Source organism: Pimelobacter sp. 30-1, from assembly GCF_018831735.1.
Taxonomy (GTDB): domain Bacteria; phylum Actinomycetota; class Actinomycetes; order Propionibacteriales; family Nocardioidaceae; genus Nocardioides.
In genome coordinates this window covers 825,763-843,635 of the sequence record NZ_NHTS01000003.1, presented here as the reverse complement: position 1 = coordinate 843,635, position 17,873 = coordinate 825,763, and the positions used below count along the sequence as shown (strand labels likewise).

The 17,873-nt window shown below is 72.3% G+C and carries 16 protein-coding genes; 15 read left to right on the top strand and 1 reads right to left on the bottom strand.

Annotated elements, in window-relative coordinates; all coding sequences use genetic code 11:
* The first annotated feature begins 77 nt into the window (after window positions 1-77).
* The 15 genes from CCO04_RS09370 (at window position 78) to CCO04_RS09300 (ending at window position 17,636) form a co-directional block, all read left to right on the top strand.
* A complete protein-coding gene (locus tag CCO04_RS09370; RefSeq protein ID WP_215813807.1) occupies window positions 78-1,481 on the top strand; it encodes a M20 family metallopeptidase in 1,404 nt (467 codons plus the stop codon).
* Between the two features lie 36 nt (window positions 1,482-1,517).
* Window positions 1,518-3,449 carry a S9 family peptidase gene (locus CCO04_RS09365; RefSeq protein WP_215813806.1) on the top strand — a complete coding sequence of 644 codons (1,932 nt, stop codon included), beginning with the start codon at window positions 1,518-1,520 and terminating at the stop codon, window positions 3,447-3,449.
* Complete coding sequence (locus CCO04_RS09360; RefSeq protein ID WP_215813805.1) at window positions 3,446-4,696, top strand: acyl-CoA thioester hydrolase/BAAT C-terminal domain-containing protein; 1,251 nt, start codon at window positions 3,446-3,448, stop codon at window positions 4,694-4,696. Before CCO04_RS09365 ends, CCO04_RS09360 begins: the two co-directional genes overlap by 4 nt.
* Window positions 4,697-4,733: 37 nt before the next feature.
* On the top strand, window positions 4,734-5,507 hold the full coding sequence (locus tag CCO04_RS09355) for a GntR family transcriptional regulator (protein WP_215813804.1): 774 nt from the start codon (window positions 4,734-4,736) through the stop codon (window positions 5,505-5,507).
* 66 nt (window positions 5,508-5,573) lie between these two features.
* Window positions 5,574-5,972 carry a sigma factor-like helix-turn-helix DNA-binding protein gene (locus CCO04_RS09350; protein WP_215813803.1) on the top strand — a complete coding sequence of 133 codons (399 nt, stop codon included), beginning with the start codon at window positions 5,574-5,576 and terminating at the stop codon, window positions 5,970-5,972.
* Window positions 5,965-7,278: a hypothetical protein gene (locus CCO04_RS09345; protein ID WP_215813802.1), complete on the top strand. Its 1,314-nt coding sequence runs from the start codon at window positions 5,965-5,967 to the stop codon at window positions 7,276-7,278. Before CCO04_RS09350 ends, CCO04_RS09345 begins: the two co-directional genes overlap by 8 nt.
* A 174-nt stretch (window positions 7,279-7,452) precedes the next feature.
* Window positions 7,453-8,418 carry an ABC transporter permease gene (locus CCO04_RS09340; protein WP_215813801.1) on the top strand — a complete coding sequence of 322 codons (966 nt, stop codon included), beginning with the start codon at window positions 7,453-7,455 and terminating at the stop codon, window positions 8,416-8,418.
* A complete protein-coding gene (locus CCO04_RS09335) occupies window positions 8,415-9,290 on the top strand; it encodes an ABC transporter permease (protein ID WP_215813800.1) in 876 nt (291 codons plus the stop codon). Before CCO04_RS09340 ends, CCO04_RS09335 begins: the two co-directional genes overlap by 4 nt.
* A complete protein-coding gene (locus CCO04_RS09330; RefSeq protein WP_215813799.1) occupies window positions 9,283-11,148 on the top strand; it encodes an ABC transporter ATP-binding protein in 1,866 nt (621 codons plus the stop codon). Before CCO04_RS09335 ends, CCO04_RS09330 begins: the two co-directional genes overlap by 8 nt.
* A gap of 23 nt (window positions 11,149-11,171) precedes the next feature.
* Complete coding sequence (locus CCO04_RS09325) at window positions 11,172-12,731, top strand: ABC transporter substrate-binding protein (protein ID WP_215813798.1); 1,560 nt, start codon at window positions 11,172-11,174, stop codon at window positions 12,729-12,731.
* An 80-nt stretch (window positions 12,732-12,811) separates the two neighbouring features.
* Window positions 12,812-14,347 (top strand): class I adenylate-forming enzyme family protein, encoded by a 1,536-nt coding sequence (locus CCO04_RS09320; RefSeq protein ID WP_215813797.1) that lies wholly within the window; start codon window positions 12,812-12,814, stop codon window positions 14,345-14,347.
* Window positions 14,344-14,775, top strand: coding sequence for a PaaI family thioesterase (locus CCO04_RS09315; RefSeq protein ID WP_215813796.1), 432 nt, complete (start codon window positions 14,344-14,346; stop codon window positions 14,773-14,775). Before CCO04_RS09320 ends, CCO04_RS09315 begins: the two co-directional genes overlap by 4 nt.
* 50 nt (window positions 14,776-14,825) lie before the next feature.
* Window positions 14,826-15,836 (top strand): zinc-binding dehydrogenase, encoded by a 1,011-nt coding sequence (locus CCO04_RS09310; RefSeq protein ID WP_215813795.1) that lies wholly within the window; start codon window positions 14,826-14,828, stop codon window positions 15,834-15,836.
* The gene (locus tag CCO04_RS09305) at window positions 15,833-16,573 is read left to right on the top strand and encodes a VOC family protein (protein WP_215813794.1); all 741 of its coding nucleotides are present in this window, start codon (window positions 15,833-15,835) and stop codon (window positions 16,571-16,573) included. Before CCO04_RS09310 ends, CCO04_RS09305 begins: the two co-directional genes overlap by 4 nt.
* Window positions 16,566-17,636, top strand: coding sequence for a PLP-dependent cysteine synthase family protein (locus CCO04_RS09300; RefSeq protein ID WP_215813793.1), 1,071 nt, complete (start codon window positions 16,566-16,568; stop codon window positions 17,634-17,636). The genes CCO04_RS09305 and CCO04_RS09300 overlap by 8 nt, the downstream gene beginning before the upstream one ends.
* On the opposite strand, the gene CCO04_RS09295 is transcribed toward CCO04_RS09300, so the two are convergent.
* Window positions 17,627-17,863, bottom strand: a complete 237-nt coding sequence (locus CCO04_RS09295; RefSeq protein WP_215813792.1) for a hypothetical protein — start codon at window positions 17,861-17,863, stop codon at window positions 17,627-17,629. The genes CCO04_RS09300 and CCO04_RS09295 overlap by 10 nt on opposite strands.
* Between the last annotated feature and the right edge of the window lie 10 nt (window positions 17,864-17,873).

Genomic DNA, 17,873 nt, shown 5'->3' with positions numbered 1-17,873 from the left:
AGTAGTTCTCGGATCGGCAACGGGGGCTTCGGGAATCGGCGATGGTCACGCGACCGTGGCTGCGCTTGGCTGGACGGGTGGAGAGTGCCCTGACCCGTGCGCGGGCGATCGAGCTCGCGGAGGACCACCTGGAGTCGGGCGCGCTGCTGCGCGAGCTGGAGCGCAAGGTCGCCTACCCGACCGAGAGCGAGTCCGGCGAGCGCGGCGACGTGCACCGCGACTACCTGCGCGAGGAGATCGTGCCGGGCCTGGAGCGCTGCGGGTTCACGTGGCGCCTCGTGGACAACCCGGTGGCGGAGCGGCCGCCGTACCTGGTGGCGCGGCGGGTCGAGGACCCCGCGCTGCGCACAGTGCTCGTCTACGGCCACGGCGACGTCGTCCTGGGCGACGCCGAGCGGTGGACCGCGCCGTGGTCGCCCTGGGGGCTCGTGGTGGACGGCGACCGCTGGTACGGCCGCGGCTCGTGCGACAACAAGGGCCAGCACGCGATCAACCTCGCCGCGCTGGAGCAGGTGCTGCGCGTGCGGGAGGGACGGCTGGGGTTCAACGTCACGGTGCTGATGGACATGGGGGAGGAGATCGGCTCGCCCGGTCTGCGCGAGGTCTGCACGGCGCTGGCCGGCGACGAGCTCGCCGCCGACGTGCTCATCGCCTCGGACGGGACCCGGGTCGCGGAGACCAGCCCGACGCTCGTGCTCGGCACCCGCGGCGAGGTGTCGTTCACGCTGCGGGCGGCGCTGCGTCCGCGCGGCTACCACTCGGGCAACTGGGGCGGGCTGCTCTCCAATCCCGCGGTCCTGCTGGCGAACGCGCTCGCCACGATGGTCGACGCGCGGGGCCGGATCCTCGTGGAGGGACTGCGTCCGCCGGCGATCCCGGACCCGGTCCGGGCGATCCTGAGCACGATCGAGATCGACGGCGGGCCCTCGGCGCCGCCCATCGAGGAGTGGGGCGAGCCCGGCCTGAGCGCTGCCGAGCAGCTCTACGGCTGGAACACGCTCGAGGTGCTGGGGCTGTCGGCGGGCGCGGCGACCGGGCCCCAGAACGCCATCCCCGGCACGGCCTCGGCGCGGTGCCAGCTGCGGTTCGTCGTGGGCACCGACCACACCGCGGTCGGTACGACGGTCCGAGCGCACCTCGACGCGCACGGGTTCGAGCAGGTGGTGGTCGAGGTCGATCCCGAGATCACCGCCGCGACCCGCCTGGACCACGACGACCCGTGGGTCGGGTGGGCGGGGGCGTCGGTGGAGCGGACGACCGGGAAGGTGCCGACGATCCTCCCGAACCTCGGCGGTACCTTCCCCAACGACTGCTTCGCCGACGTCCTCGGCATCCCGACGATCTGGGTCCCGCACTCCTACCCGGGGTGCTCGCAGCACGCGCCCGACGAGCACCTGCTGGCGAGCCTGGCCAAGGAGGCGCTCGGCATCATGGCCGGACTGTTCTGGGACCTCGGGGAGGCGCCGACTCCCTTGCGCTAACATGTTTATCAACATGGCAAGCAAGGGAGTCGCACGATGAAGGCAGCCGACCTCGGGTTGATCCAGGTGCTCGGCTCGCCGACCCTGTCCCCGGACGGGCACTGCGCGGTGGTCTCGGTCGAGCGGGCCGACCTGGCGACGGACCGCTACCTCGCGGACCTGTGGCGGGTGCCTGTCGACGGCGCGGAGCCCTCCCGGATCACCTCCGGCGAGCTCGATCGCGAGCCGCGCTGGTCGCCCGACGGCCGCTGGCTCGCGTTCACGCGCTCGGTGCCGGGCTCGGGACCCCAGCTCCACCTCCTCCCGCACGACGGCGGCACGCCCCGCGTGCTCACCAGCCATCCCCTCGGCGTCTCCTCGCCGCAGTGGTCGCCGGACTCGACGGCGATCGCGTACGTCGCGCGCGTGCCCGAGCCGGGCCGCTACGTCGCGCCGATCGCGCAGACGGCATCCTCCGAGCCGCCGCGCCGGATCACCGGACTGCGCTACCGCGAGGACGGCATCGGCTACGTGCTCGACCGTCCGAAGCAGGTCTTCACCGTCGCCGTCGCCGACGGCGCGGTCACCCAGCACACCACCGAGGCCGCCGACCACGACGGCCCCGCGTGGAGCCCGGACGGCACGCGGCTGGCGTTCGTCGCGGCTCGGCACGCCGACCGTGACACGGTGCCGGCGCGCGACGTCTTCGTGCGGGACCTGGGCGAGCGCCGGACGACCGTGGTGACGCGGACCGACCTGCGCGCGAGCCATCCCGCCTTCAGCGCGGACGGCGACCAGGTCTACTTCCTCGGCACCGAGACCGGCGGGGAGCTCAACGAGACGTACTTCAACCCGACCTCGCTCTGGGTCACCGCGCTGGGCGGGGCCGAGCCGGCGCCGGCGACCCGCCTGACCGACCCGGACACGACGGACCTGGTCCCGCAGCCGCTCACCGTGACCGGCACGGGCGTGCTGGCGCTGGTCGGGAGGCGCGGGGCCGTCGACCTGGTGCAGGTGGCGCCGGACGGCGCCGTCGCCGACGTGGTCGCCGGACCCACCCACGTCCTCGGGTACGACGTCCGCGACGGGCTGGTCGTGGCCGCCGTCGCGAGCGACACCGAGGCCGGCGAGCTCCACGCCGTCACGCCCGACGGCTCGCGCCGTCTCACGTCGTTCGGCGCACCGCTCGCCGCCGCCGGACCGCTCTCGCGGATGCACGAGGTGAGCGGCACGGCCGCCGACGGCTACCCGGTGCACGGGTGGGTGCTGCGTCCCGAGGGCGACGGTCCGTTCCCGGTCGTCCTCGCCGTGCACGGCGGACCGTTCCGCGCCTTCGGCTGGCGGCTGCTCGACCAGGCCCAGGCCTGCGTCGACGCGGGCTACGTCGTGGTGATGGGCAACCCGCGCGGCTCCTCCGGCTACGGCGCCGAGCACGGCCGGGCGGTGCGCCACGCCTTCGGCGACGTCGACGTCCAGGACCTGACCGCGCTCGTCGACCTCGCCGTCGACGACTTCGCCGGCGACCCCGACCGGGTCGGCGTGATCGGGGCGTCGTACGGCGGCTTCATGGCCGCCTGGCTCGCCGCGCGCTCCGACCGCTTCGCCTCGGCGATCGTCGACCGCGCCACCGTGGAGTGGAACGACGCCGACATCGACGACGACGTGGACTACACGCACCTCTACATCGGGACCGACCCGGAGGTGCAGCGGCTGAAGTCGCCGCTGACCTACGCCGAGGACGTCGCGATCCCGGTCCTGGTGGTGGTCGCCGAGCAGGACCTGCGCTGCCCGCCCGCCCAGGGCCGCCGGTTCTTCTCGGCGCTGCACCGTGCGGGGAAGCGCACCGAGCTGCTGTCGTTCCCGGGCGCCAGCCACATGTTCCACGACAGCGGGCTGCCGCGGCACCGGCAGGCCCGCCTCGACGCGATCATCGCGTGGTTCGACGAGACCCTGAAGCCTGGTGGCAACGGCCGGAGCGACGCCGGATGAGCCTGGTGATCGACGGCCCGGCGGCGCGCTCGCTCGCCGACACGGCTTTCGACGTACGGATCACCGATGCGGTGCCGGGGGAGTCCGTAGCCCTCGTCGTCGACCTGCCGTCGTACCAGGGGGCCGACTGGTCGGGCCGGTTCACCGCCACGGCCGACGAGCACGGGGTCGTCGACCTCGCGACCACCGCTCTCGACGGGTTCGCGGACGCCGATCCCACCGCCCTGCTGTGGGCGCTGGAGGCGCGACCGGGCTCGGCGGCCGGACCGGCGCCCGCCGAGCACGAGCTCGGTTGGACCCTCCGTGTGGAGCAGGGCGACCGCTCCGCCGTCGCGCACTACGTCCGCGAGCTCCGCGGGCCCGGGGTGCGCGTCGAGGACCTCCCGTCCCCCCTGGCCGGGCGGCTGTTCCTCGCGGCCGAGCCCGGTCCGCGGCCCGCGGTGATCAGCCTGTCCGGCTCCGGCGGCGGCATCAACGAGGAGGAGGCCGCGCTGCTCGCCAGCCGCGGCTTCGTCTGCCTCGCCCTGGCCTGCTTCAACTACCCCGGCCGGCCCGACGACCTCTACGAGCTCCCCCTCGAGTACGTCGCCGACGCCGTCGCCTGGCTCGCGGCCCGCGACGAGGTGCGCGCGGACGCGATCGCGGTCAAGGGTCAGTCGCGCGGAGCCGAGCTCAGCCTGCTCGTCGCCGCGCACGTCCCCGGCATCCGGGCCGCGGCCGCCGTCGTCCCCTCCGGCTACGTCTGGGGCTCGTTCACCTCCGACGGCCGCGACGGCGCCGCGTGGACGCTCGCCGGCCGCCCCGTACCGCCCGTCCCCGACGACGGCCTGGTCTCCGGCGGGTCCACGAGGACACCGACCGGCATCGCCGCCGCACCGGGCTTCCGGGCCGCGGTCGCGGCGGCCGCACCGGACGACCTGGACCGGGCGACCATCCCCATCGAGCGGTTCGCCGGCCCGGTGCTGCTGCTCTGCGGAGGCGCCGACCTGATGTGGGACTCGGCCGAGCTGAGCGACGTCCTGCTGCGCCGCCGGCTCGCCGCGGGCACCGCCGCGGTGACCCGCCGGCTGGTGTTCCCGGACGCCGGTCACAACCTCGGTCTGCCCTTCACACCGGTCGTCACGAGGTCGGTCCACCCGGTCAACGACGTCGCCTACGCCTACGGCGGGACCCGCCCCGGGACCGCACGGGCGCGTGCCGACGCGTGGAGCGCATTGATCGACTTCCTGAAGACGTCGCTGTCATGATGGGCGCGCTCGTACGTCGGAAGTGGGAGAAGGCACGATGAGGGACGCCGCGCACGGTGGTCTGGCCGCCATGGTCTACGCCGACATCAAGGCCCGGATCCTGACCGGACAGGTCCGCCCGGGCGACGTCCTGGCAGCCCACCAGATCGCCCAGGAGATGGAGGTCAGCCGCACCCCCGCCCACGAGGCGCTCAAGCGGCTGGTCGCCGAGGGCTACCTCGTCGCACAGCCCCGCATCGGCTACACCGTCACCCCGATCAACCTCGACGAGATCCGCGACCTGTTCCAGATCCGGGTCCGCCTCGAGTGCCTAGCCGCCGAGCTGGCCGCGGCCGCCTTCACCCCGGCCGACGCCGCGGCCTTCGAGTCCGCCCACGCCGACGCCATGGCCGAGGTCAAGCGCCTCGAAGGACGCTCGCCCAACGACCCCGAGGTCGTCGAGACGATGAGTGGACTGCACCGGCAGTTCCACCAGATGGTCGCGGGCATGTCCGGCAACCGCCGCCTGACCGCGATGATCGGCACGCTCCAGGACGAGATGCAGCGGTTCTGGGCGCTGGTGCCCGGCTACCTGAGCCAGTCCTACGTGTTCTTCAACGACCCCGAGCACCAGGAGACCTACGACGCGATCGCGGCCAAGGACGCGGACCGGGCCCGGGCGTCCGTCGTACGGCACCTGCGGGACAACCTGCGCCACCTCTTCGACGCCCTGTTCCCGGACGAGCCGGCCGGTGGGCCGATCGACCCGCCGTGGGACGTCACCGACGACCCGCGCTGGCTCGCGGCGACGGCCCGGAACAAGAGCTCCTAGCCGCTCCGTCTCAACCTTTTCGGCTCTCCGCGCGTATCAGGGCTGACAGGGGGCGGAGAGGAAGCGATGCAGCAGCGCGAGTTCGATGCATGGTCGCGCATCCGCCGCGACGGGAACCCCGCGGCGTCCGCCCGGACCACGCTGGTGCGGCTCCACATCGACAGTCGCCGGCGGCGCCGTCGTGAGGTGCTGACCGACGCCGTCCCCGAGGTGGTGGGTGTGGAGGCGGCCGAGGCGGCGGTGGGCGGGCTCGACGCGTGGGTGCTCGCGGCCCTGGCCGAGCTGACCCCGCGCCAGCGCACGGCCGTGCTGCTGCGGCACCTCGACGACCTGGACCTCGCGTCGATCGCCGAGGTCATGAGCTGCTCGACCGGTACGGCGAAGAGCCACCTCTCGCGCGGCATGGAACGGCTCCGCGCCCACGTCCCCGCGGCCGGGCTCTCCGAGGAGGATCACCATGGATGACCGGCTGCACGAGGCGTTGCGGGCCGCGGCCGCGCCGCGTGGGGTGGATGACGCCGACCGGGAGCGGATGCGGGCGGCGGTGACGGCGGCCCGGCACCGGCGCTCGGTGCGGAGGACCGTGCTGGGGGCGGTGGCGGCGGTGCTGGTCATCGTGGCGGCCGGGACGGTGCTGGGGGTGGTCGGGCCGGACGGGCGCGACGACCAGACCCGGCCGGCCGGCCCCTCCGGCCGGGACGTGGCGCCGACCGGGGACTGGGCGCCGATCGCGGCCTCGCCGCTGGCGGGCAGTGCGAACGCCGTGGGGGTGTGGACCGGTACCGAGCTGGTCGTCACGGGTGGGGAGGAAGGGCCCGTGTGCCCGCCGATCGCCGACTGCTACCGGTCCGGTACGCCGTCCGCGCAGGCCGCCGCCTACGACCCGGCCGCGGACACCTGGCGGCTGCTGCCGCCGGCGTCGCAGCCGCTCGGGCCCGGGTTCGGGGCCTGGCTCGGGGACCGCGCCCTGCTCGTCGGCGCGGCCTCGGGGGTGACCCTGCTCCTCGACCCGGCGACGGGGACGTGGGAGCAGGTCCAGGACGTCCCCGGGCACGTGATCGACGGCGGGCTGGTCGTCATCCCCAGCAAGGACGGCAAGGACGGCGCCGACGATGCCGTCCGCTTCTCCTACGACAAGCGCGGCACCGCGTCGCCCGACTACCGCTTCGACGGCGCGACCGGGACCTGGGCGCCGCTGCCGGCCGACCCGTTCGGGGAGTCCTACGACCGGAGCATGGCCTGGTTCGACGGGCGGCTGTGGCTGCTCTCGATGGCGGCCGAGAACCACGTCGGCGCCTACGACGGGAAGCCGTCCCGGCTCGCCGTGCTCGAGGGCGACCGGTGGCGGGTCGTGGACCCGGCGACGCCCGACCTGACCCAGGGGCAGTGGTTGATCCCGCAGGGGGACCTGCTCGTCGCTGCCGAGAACTCCGACCCTCCGGCACGCAACCAGGCCTACGACCCCGCGACCGGTACGTGGCGCGAGTTCGTGCCCGCCGACCACGGGCACCCCGGGCTGCCCGACGCGCCGGACGCCGGCTGCCTCCTCGGAGCCGCTGCCGCCGGACCTGCGTGGATCACCGCGGGCGACCGGCTGGTCTCCGCGCTCCCGCCCGACGCGCTGGAGGTCCCGCGCTGCCCCGGCCACACGGCGTACCAGGTCGTCGCGTGGGCCGGCGAGCGGCTGATCCTGTGGGGCGGTCTGCCCGCGCAGGACTCGTCGGAGCCGGTCGACGACGGCCTGGTCTGGGTGCCGCGACGCCCCCAGTGACGCCTGCGGGTGCACCGGTCAGCCTCGCAGGCTGACCGGACTCTCCGTTCGCCCCCTTTTCATGGGGGTTTTCGTCGTCGGATCCGTTGACATGTTTATCAACATGCTAGTACGTTCACACGACGCCGCCGCGGCGCGAAGCACCCTCCCGTCCACGAAGAGAGCGATCGATCCATGACCTTGCGCTCCACACTCCGATACGTCCTCGGACGTCTCGCTGGAGCGGCCATCCTGCTGGTCGTCTACTCCTTCGGGATCTACTCGCTGCTGGCGCTCGCGCCCGGCGACCCGGTGCGTCTGCTGCTGGGCAACCTCCCGGCGACGCCGGAGACGATGGAGGCCATCCGGGCGCGCTACAACCTCGACGACCCGTTCCTCCTGCAGTACTGGAACTGGCTCACCGACGCCGTGCACCTCGACCTGGGGCAGTCGGTCCTCACTGGCCAGGGCGTCTCGTCCGCGATCGTGGAGCGGGCCGGGGTCACCGTGCAGCTGGGTGCGCTGACCTTCCTGATCACCATGGCGCTGGGCATCCCGCTCGGGATGGTGGCCGGTCTGCGGCGCGGGCGGTTCGCCGACCGGCTGGTCTCGCAGCTGTCGATGATCTCGGTGAGCGCGCCGTCGTTCGCCGTCGGCATCCTGCTGATCATCGTGTTCGCCGGTCAGCTCAACTGGCTGCCGGCGATCGGTGCGGGTGACCCCGGGAGCGACCGGCTGCGGCACCTGATCCTGCCGGCGGTCGCGTTGAGCACGGCGACGATCGCGCTGGTGGTGCGCTACACGAGGACCGCCGTCATCGAGGTGGCCGGTCAGGACTACATCATCGCGGCCCGGGCGCGCGGGGTGAAGCCGTCGCGGCTGCTGTTCAACTACGTCCTGCGCAACTCGCTGGTCCCGGTCATCACCGCCGCGGGCGTGGTCCTGAGCTTCGTGATGGTCGGCGCCGTCGTGGTCGAGGCCACCTTCGCGCTGCCGGGCCTGGGCAGCCTGCTCGTCAGCGCGGTCCAGCAGAAGGACCTCCCGATCGTGCAAGGAGTGACGCTGGTGATCGCGGCGACCGTCTTCCTCATCAACCTGGTCACCGACCTCGCCTACCTCGCGGTCGACCCGCGCATCGCCGTGAGCGGAGAGAGCCGATGAGCATCGAGCTGACCGCCGGTTCCGACGCGCCGGCCCCGACCGTACGGCGTACCCGCCGCCGGCTCCCGTCGATCAGCGTCCTGCTGTGCATCGTCTACCTGTCGTGCATCGTCGTGGCCGGCCTGTTCGGCTCGATGCTGGTGCCGAACGCCAACGTGCAGTCCCTGACCGACGGTCTCCAGGGGATGTCCGGCGCGCACTGGCTGGGCACCGACGACCTGGGTCGCGACATCTTCGAGCGGGTCGTGCTCGGCGCGCGCACCGCGCTCTACGGACCGCTCATCATCGCGATCGGCGCGTTCGTCATCGGCTGCGTCCTGGGCCTGATCGCCGGCTACGTCGGCGGCCTGCCCGGCGGGATCATCATGCGCTGGGTCGACCTCATGTACGCCCTGCCCGGCGTGCTCGTCGCGATCGTCGCGATCGGTGTCCTGGGCGGCGGCTACTGGGTCGCGGTCGCGGTGATCATGATCCTCTCCGCGCCGTACGACACCCGCCTGGTGCGGGCGGCCGCGATCGAGCAGAAGTCGCGCCCGTACGTCGAAGCGGCCCGCACGCTCGGCATGTCCCGCACGCGCATCATGTTCCGCCACCTGCTGCCCAACGTGCTGCCGCTGGCCATCTCGCAGGCGTTCCTGAGCTTCGCCTTCGCCCTCATCAACCTGTCGGCGCTGTCGTTCCTCGGCCTCGGCTCGACGCCGGGCAGCGCCGACTGGGGAACCATGCTGGCCGAGAGCCAGGCCGTCCTGCTCGACAACCCGCTCACCGCGATCGGCCCGGCCCTCGCGATCATCTTCGCCGCCGTCAGCGTGAACGTCCTGGGCGACTACGTCTACGACCGCCTCTCCACGAAGGAAGGCCGCAATGACTGAGCCCGCCTCCCGCCTCCTCGACGTCGCCGGCCTGACGATCAGCCTGCGCACCGGCGACGAGGACCGGATCCTCGTCGACGGGGTCGACCTCCACGTCGACCGCGGCGAGACGATCGGCATCGTCGGCGAGTCCGGCAGCGGCAAGTCGCTGTCGGTCCGCTCCCTCCTGCAGCTGCTGCCGTCGGGGTTCACCGCGACCGGAACCGCGCAGCTGAGCGGGATCAACGTGCTCACCGCGTCCGAGCGCGACATGCGCAAGGTGGTGCGCGGCCGTGAGGCCAGCATGATCCTCCAGGACCCGTTCACGATGCTGAACCCGCTCATGCGGGTGGGGCGGCACCTCGAGGAGGTGCTGCGCGAGAAGCCCGAGTACCAGGCGATGTCGAAGCCGGAGCGCCAGGCCGAGGTGCAGCGCCGGCTCGAGGAGGTCGGGATCACCGACCCGTCCGTCGCGCGCCGCTACCCGTTCCAGCTCTCCGGTGGCATGCGCCAGCGGGTCGGCATCGCCGCGACGCTGGCGACCGACCCGGCGATGATCATCGCCGACGAGCCGACCACCGCGCTGGACGCCGTGACGCAGCAGGAGATCCTCGAGCTGCTCATCTCGATCCAGCGGCAGCGCCGGATGTCGATGATCATGATTACCCACGACCTGCGGGTCGCGTTCGCCGCCTGCGACCGCGTCTACGTGATGTACGCCGGCGCCATGATGGAGGCCGGTCCCTCCGACGAGCTCTCCCGCTCGCCGCGACACCCCTACACACTGGGCCTCCTGGCCTCGGAGCCCCCGCTGGACCGCCGGCTCGCCCGGCTCCCCGTGATCAAGGGCGAGCTGCCGAGCGTGCGCGAGCGCCAGGTCGGCTGTCGCTTCGCCGAGCGCTGCGAGTGGGCGACCCCCGACTGCTCGCAGGAGCGCGTCCAGCTGGCGCCGATCGGCGACGACCGCGCGTCGGCCTGCCTGCGGGTCGGCGAGATCGGTGCCGAGCTCGACACCCGGTTCACGACGGTCGAGCACGGCGCGGAGGAGGTCGTCGCGCAGGACCTGTCCGCGCCCGTCATCGTCTCGCTCCAGGGCATCTCCAAGCAGTACGGCCACGGCAACACCGCGGTGTCGGCCCTCCGGGACGTCTCGCTCACGGTCCGCAAGGGGCAGGCCGTCGCCCTCGTCGGCGAGTCCGGCTCGGGCAAGACCACCCTGGGCCGCTGCCTGGTCGGGCTCGAGACCGTGACCACCGGCGCGGCCGAGGTGTTCGGGATCGACATCACCCAGGGGAGCCGGCTGCCGCGCTCCGACGTCCGGGCCTGGCGCTCGAAGGTGCAGTACGTCTTCCAGGACCCCTACTCCTCGCTCAACCCGCGGATGACCATCGGTCAGACCCTCGCGGAGGCCGGCCGCCAGGCCGCGCTGTTCGGCGACGAGAACGTGCTGTCGGTGCCCGAGGTGCTCGAGCGCGTCGGGCTCCGGCCCCAGTACGCCGCCCGGCGTCCCTCCGCGCTCTCCGGCGGTGAGCGCCAGCGGGTCGCGATCGGCCGCGCGCTGGCGCTCAACCCCGAGCTGCTGATCTGCGACGAGCCGGTCTCCGCCCTGGACGTGTCGGTCCAGGCGCAGGTGCTCAACCTGCTCAACGACATCCGCCGGGAGACAGGCATCGCCCTGCTCTTCATCACGCACGACCTGGCCGTGGTGCGCCAGGTTGCGGACACCGTCTACGTGCTCGAAAAGGGCCGGGTCGTGGAGACGGGGTCCGCGGAGATCTTGGACTCTCCGACCTCGGGATACACGAAGCAGCTGCTCGAAGCAGTGCCCAGAACGTCATCCGACTGGCTGGGGAAGCGCTCACAGATGGGTAAGGCATGAAAAGATCCGTCCGCACGCTCCGCATGGGTATCGCTGCCCTGGGGATCGTCCTGATCGCAGGTGCATGTGGCTCGTCCTCGGACGACAGCACCGGCGGAGACCACTCCGACGGCACCCTGACGATCGCCACCAGTGGCATCCGCAGCATGGACCCCGCGCGTCAGTACGACCAGCCGGCGCTCTGGGTCAACGGGCTCGCGCTCGAGGGCCTGATCAAGCTCGACAGCACCGGCAAGGTGCAGCCGGCGCTCGCGACCAAGGTCGACAACCCCGACCCCCTGACCTACGTCTACACCCTGCGTGAGGGCGTGAAGTTCTGGAACGGCGCCGAGGTCACCCCCGAGGACGTCGTCTACTCGCTCGACCGCTACCGCGACGAGACCGCCCAGACCGCGAGCAAGTACGCGTCGGTCGCCTCGGTCACCGCGACGGGACCGATGGAGGTCACCGTCAAGCTCAAGCAGGCCGACTCGTCCTGGCAGTACACCCCGGCGTACGCCGGCCAGATCGTCGAGAAGAAGTTCGGCGAGGCCCATGACAAGGACCTCGGTGGACCGGGCGTCCTGACCATGGGCACCGGCCCGTGGCAGCCCAAGGACTTCAACTCCAGCGCCGGCATGACGTTCGTCAAGAACGACGCGTGGTGGGGTGCCGGCGAGGCCGGCACCGACTTCAAGGAGTCGTGGAAGACGGTCAAGCTCGTCTTCGCCGCGGCCGTCCCCGGTGCGGCCGCCGTCCGTGCGGGCGACGTCGACGGTGTCGTCGGTGGCGACGGCACGGCGTTCTCGGGCTCGAACGTCAAGCTCACCAAGGCGCCGACCGAGACCCTCGGCTACATCACGCTGCTGACCGACAAGGGCCCCCTGGCCGACGTGCACGTGCGTCGCGCCATCGCCCACCTGGTCGACCGCGAGGCGATCATCAAGTCGGCCCTCAAGGGCTTCGGTGACCCGGCGACGCAGATGGTCTCCGAGCGGGTCTGGACCGAGCTGCCGAAGGACGAGGTCTCCGCGGCCTACGACCAGATCGAGACCTACGACTACGACCTCGACGCCGCCAAGAGCGAGCTGGAGCAGTCGTCGTACAAGAAGGGCGACAAGGTCGTGGCCGAGGTCATCTCGACCTACCCGTCGTTCGTGCGGTCGACCGAGATCCTCAAGGAGGAGGCTGCCAAGATCGGTCTCGAGATCGAGATCAAGGGCCTGCCCGGTGCCGAGTGGCTGACCAACTCGAGCAACCACACGACGGAGATGACGGTGTCGACGTACTCCAGCCTCTCGCCGGACCCGAACTTCTACCCGAACACGCTCATGCGTGCCGACGGCATCCCGGTGGGCGGCTCGAACTACGCCAACCTCGACGCGCCCGGGCTCGACGGGTTCGTCCGGGCCGCCAGCACGACGACGGCGCAGAGCAAGGAGCAGCTCGCCGCGGTCGTGGGTGCGCTCAAGGCGAACGCGTCGGAGGCGGCGTACATCCCGATCTACACGCAGCAGGCCGTGTTCGCGCACGACCCGAAGCTGTCGTTCGAGGGCTTCTCGCAGTACGCGATGGGCTCGCCGTACCCGCTCTACATCAAGTAGGCATCGCAGCAAGGCGTCGGTGTGCCGGTCCCCGCGCGGGGACCGGCACACCGGCGTCACCCAGCACAGGAGGAGGGTTGATGGAGACGGTTGCCAACCTCGGCGATCTCGCCGAGGTGCACGCAGGATCAACGGACCGGCTCGCGTTCGTGGACCTGCGGGTCCCGGACGCACCGGTGGGCTACACCTACCCCGAGCTCAGCAGGATGGTCACGGCGCTCGCCTCGCGGCTCGCCGGCGGCCCCTGGGCCGGCGGTGACCGGGTGGGGATCATGTCGGCCAACCGGTTCGAGTACGTCGTGGCGTACCTCGCCATCATGAAGGCCGGCCTGGTGGCCGTCCCGATCAACGTGCGCGCCGGCAGCGACGTGCTCGACCACGTCGTCGAGGACGCCGGCCTGGTGCTGACGTTCGTCGACGCCGCCGGGCGCGAGGCACTGGCCGGGCGGACGCCGAGCATCGACTTCGACGACCCGCAGGAACCGCTCCTCGCCGACCTGGCCGCCGTCCCCCACGAGGCGGCGCTCGCCGCCCTCGCCGGGGTCGGCCTGCCCGCGGACGGCCTCGCCGAGATCCTCTACACGTCCGGGTCGAGCGGACTGCCCAAGGGTGTGCCGCTGACCCACGAGGGTCAGCTGTGGGCGCTCCGCACCATCTCCGCCGAGCAGCCCCGCCGCATCGAGACCCAGATCATCGCCCAGCCGCTGTTCCACATGAACGGCCTCGTCACCCTGGGCCGGGGTCTCGCGCTGGGCTTCACGACCGTGATCTGCCCGCGGTTCGACGCCGCGGCCTATGTCGACGCCATCGAGCGGTACGGCGTGACCGCCGTCGCCGCCGTCCCGACGATGTGGATCCGGGTGCTGCGCGTGGTCGGCGACGACCCGTCCCCGCTGCGGTCCGTGCGGGCGCTGTCGCTCGGCTCGGCGCCGATCACCGAGGAGCAGGTGGGCCGGATCGCCGACGCGATCCCGGACGCCGCGGTCGTGGTCTCCTACGGCACGACCGAGACCGGACCGGCGATCTTCGGCGCGCACCCCGACGGGATCCCACGGCCGCCGCTCGCGCTCGGTCACCCGCTCCCCGGCTCCGAGGTGCGCCTCGTCGACGGCCCGGACGACGACCACGGCGTGCTGACGATGCGCAACCCCGCCGTGACCGGCGGCTACCGCGGCCTGCCGCAGCTGACGGAGCGCGCGTTCGCGGGCGGCTGGTACTACAGCGGCGACGTGATGCGCCGCGACGAGCAGGGCTTCTACTACTTCGTGGGCCGCGCCGACGACATGTTCGTGTGCGGCGGCGAGAACATCTACCCGGGTGAGCTCGAGACGATCCTCGAGCGGCACCCGTCCATCGCCCATGCGGCCGTCGTGTCCCTCCCGGACGACGAGCGCGGGCGGATCCCGGTCGCCTTCCTCGTGACGAGCGCGGGCTCGCACCTGACCGCCGACGCGGTGAAGGCGTTCGTGATCGAGCAGGCGCCGGCGTACCTGTACCCGCGGCGCGTCGCGATCGTCGACGAGCTGCCCCTGGCCGGGACCAACAAGATCGACAAGCGGCGGCTCCACGAGATCGCGGAGCAGCTGGAGACGAGCAACGAAGGATGGTTGGCATGACGAGCACCGAGACGTTGGACCGCAGCCCGGCCGGGCTGGACGCACTGCTCCGGACCTCGCCCTACAACGAGTTCCTGGGACTGCGGTGCACGGCCGCCGACCCCGAGGCGGGCACGCTGGTGCTGGAGATGCCGCTGCGCCCCGAGCTGGAGCGCATCGGTGGCGAGCCGCAGTTCCACGGCGGCCCCGTCGCCTCGCTGATCGACACCGCGGCTGTGTTCGCGACGATCGTGGCGACCGGCGTCGTACCGCCGACGGTGAACCTGCGGGTCGACTACCTGCGGCCCTCCAGCGGGTCGCGGCTCATCGCCACGGCGACCGTACGACGGGCGGGCCGCAGCGTCGGCGTCGCCGACGTCGACGTCACCGACGAGCAGGGCCGGCTGACCGCCATCGGGCGGGCCACGTTGAGCACCGCCACCGGCTAGCCCCCCGCGCACCACCCCAGCATCTGCACCATCCACGGAAAGGAAGCAGCGTGAGGGCTGCAGTCATCAGCGAGCACGGCGGTTCGGACCTGATCACGGTCCACGACGACTGGGCGGACCCGGTCGCCGGGGACGGCCAGGTCGTCGTCCGGGTCCGGGCCTGTGCGCTGAACTACCACGACCTGTTCACCCTGCACGGGATGCCCGGGATCACCATCCCCTTCCCGCTGATCATGGGCATCGACATCGCCGGCGAGATCGCCGAGGTCGGGGCCGGGGTCGCGGACTGGAAGGTCGGCGACCGGGTCCTCATCGACCCCTGGGACGCGGTCGAGAACAAGCTCGTCGGCGAGATGATGGACGGCGGACTGGCCGAGCTCGTCGCCGTCCACTCCCGGACGCTGATCCGGCTGCCGGACGACGTCTCGTTCGCCGATGCCGCGGCGCTGCCGGTGGCCTTCGGCACGGCGTACCGGATGATGGTGACGCGCGGCGAGGTCGGGCCCGGCGACAAGGTGCTGGTCCTCGGTGCGTCCGGCGGCGTCGGCACGGGCTGCGTGCAGCTCGCCAGCCTGGCCGGGGCGCACGTCATCGCGGCGGCGTCGACCGACGCCAAGCTCGAGCAGCTCGCGGCGCTCGGTGCCGACGAGGGCATCAACTACAAGGACGCCGACTTCATGAAGGTCGTCCACGAGCGCCACGGCAAGCCGCGGGTCTCGGGGACCGGCGGTCTCGACGTGGTCGTCAACTTCACCGGTGGCGACACCTGGGGTCCCTCGCTGCGCTCGCTGCGCAAGGGCGGCCGGCTGCTCAACTGCGGTGCGACCGCGGGCTTCGCGGTCGAGACGGACCTGCGCTACGTCTGGTCCTACGAGCTCGACATCCGTGGCTCCGACGGCTGGCTCCGCTCGGACCTGGAGGCCCTCATCGAGCTGGTCCGGGTCGGCAAGCTGCGTCCGCCCGTCGACCGGGTGCTGCCGCTCTCGGAGGTCCGGACGGCGTTCGACCTGCTCGAGCAGCGCCAGGTCCTCGGCAAGATCGTCGTGGCTCCGGACCGGTGAGGCGCACAGATGCCGCAGGCAGGCAGAGCAAGGTCGACCACGTCGTCGTCTCCGTGCGCGGACTCGACGACGCCATCGGACGCTGGAGCCGGGCGGGCCTTCCCGCCGTCCCGGGCGGCGCCCACCCCACCGGTACGGCGAACGCCCTGGTGCGCGGCCCGCGGGACGCGTACCTGGAGCTGATCGACGTCGTCGTCGAGGACTCCGAGCACGCCACGGCGCGCGCCGTCCGCGCACGTCCGGGCCCGCTCACCTGGGCGATCAGCGTGCCCGAGCTGGAGGTCTGCCGCGAGCGGCTCCTCGAGCTCGGCCTCGAGACCGGTGAGCCGGTCGAGAGCAGCCGGGTCGCCCCGGACGGCGAGACCTACGTCTGGGAGACCTGCGAGATCGCCGGACACACCCTGCACCCGTTCGTCCCCTTCCTGATCCGCTGGAAGTCGGGGATGCCGCTCGGTCCGGTCGGCGGTCCGGTGATCAGCTCGATGGACCTGGAGGTGCCCGACCCGGCCTGGCTGCGGGAGGTGCTCGTCCGCTGCGGGCTCGCACCCGACGAGAGCGTGCCCGGGACCGCGGCGGTGACCGACGGCGACCTCACCGTCCGGCTGCGCGAGGGGAGCGCCGGCGTCGTCGCCGTCGACTGGGCGATCGCCCCGCCCGAGCCGCACGTGCTCCTCGACGGCCTCGTGTGCAACGTCCGGTGGCAGGCCGACCCCGTAGGCTCGATGCCTCATGGCTAGGGAGAGCAGCGAGCAGCGGGCCTGGATCGCCGAGGCGGTCCGGCGGCTCGACGCCGACGCGACCCGGAGCGCGGACACGCACCTGCACGTCGTACCGCTGCCGGTGGAGGGGATCGACCTCTACCTCAAGGACGAGTCGGTCCACCCGACCGGCAGCCTGAAGCACCGGTTGGCGCGCTCGCTGTTCCTCTACGCGCTGTGCAACGGCTGGATCCACCGCGACAGCACCATCATCGAGGCGTCCAGCGGCTCGACGGCCGTGAGCGAGGCCTACTTCGCCCGGCTGATCGGGCTGCCGTTCGTCGCGGTGATGCCGCGCTCGACGAGCCCCGAGAAGATCGCGCTGATCGAGTTCTACGGCGGCCGCTGCCACCTCGTCGACCGCGCGTCCACCGTGTACGACGAGGCGCGCCGTCTCGAGGCCGAGACCGGCGGTCACTACCTCGACCAGTTCACCTATGCCGAGCGGGCGACCGACTGGCGCGGCAACAACAACATCGCCGAGTCGATCTTCGAGCAGATGCGCGCCGAGCGGCACCCGTGCCCGTCCTGGATCGTGGTCGGCGCCGGCACCGGCGGCACGTCGGCCACCATCGGCCGCTTCGTCCGCTACCGCGGCTTCGACACCCAGGTCCTCGTGGCCGACCCGGAGAACTCGGCGTTCCTCGACGGCTGGACCCGGGACACCCCGGACGCGACCACCTCGGTGCCCTCCCGCATCGAGGGCATCGGCCGGATGCGGGTCGAGCCGTCGTTCGTGGGCGGCGTCGTCGACGACATGCTCCGGGTCCCGGACGCCGCCTCCATCGCCGCGGCCCGCTGGATCTCCGGCGTCCTGGGCCGCACCGTCGGCGGCTCCACCGGCACCAACGTGTGGGCGAGCCTGCAGGTGGTGGAGCGGATGCGCGCCGCCGGTCAGACCGGCAGCATCGTCACGCTGCTCTGCGACGGCGGCGAGCGCTATGCGCACACCTACTACAACGACGCGTGGCTGCGCGAGCAGGAGCTCGACCTCGCGCCGTACCAGGAGTTCCTGGCGGGCTTCGACGCGCGTTACTCGTAGGAGACGAGCAGGCTCTCGCCCTCGGGGGCGAAGTCGCCTCGCACCTCGAACCCGAACGCCAGCGGCGTGCCGACCGGGAGCCACAGGATGGCGTTGCCTGGGGCGCGCAGCCAGATGCCGGGCTCGCCGGCCTTGATCGCGGCGTGCACGGCGCGGAGGATCGCCGCCACCTCGCGGTCGGAGTCGAAGGTGAGCTGCCCGATCCCGGGCACGTCGATGGTGTGCATGGCCGTCACC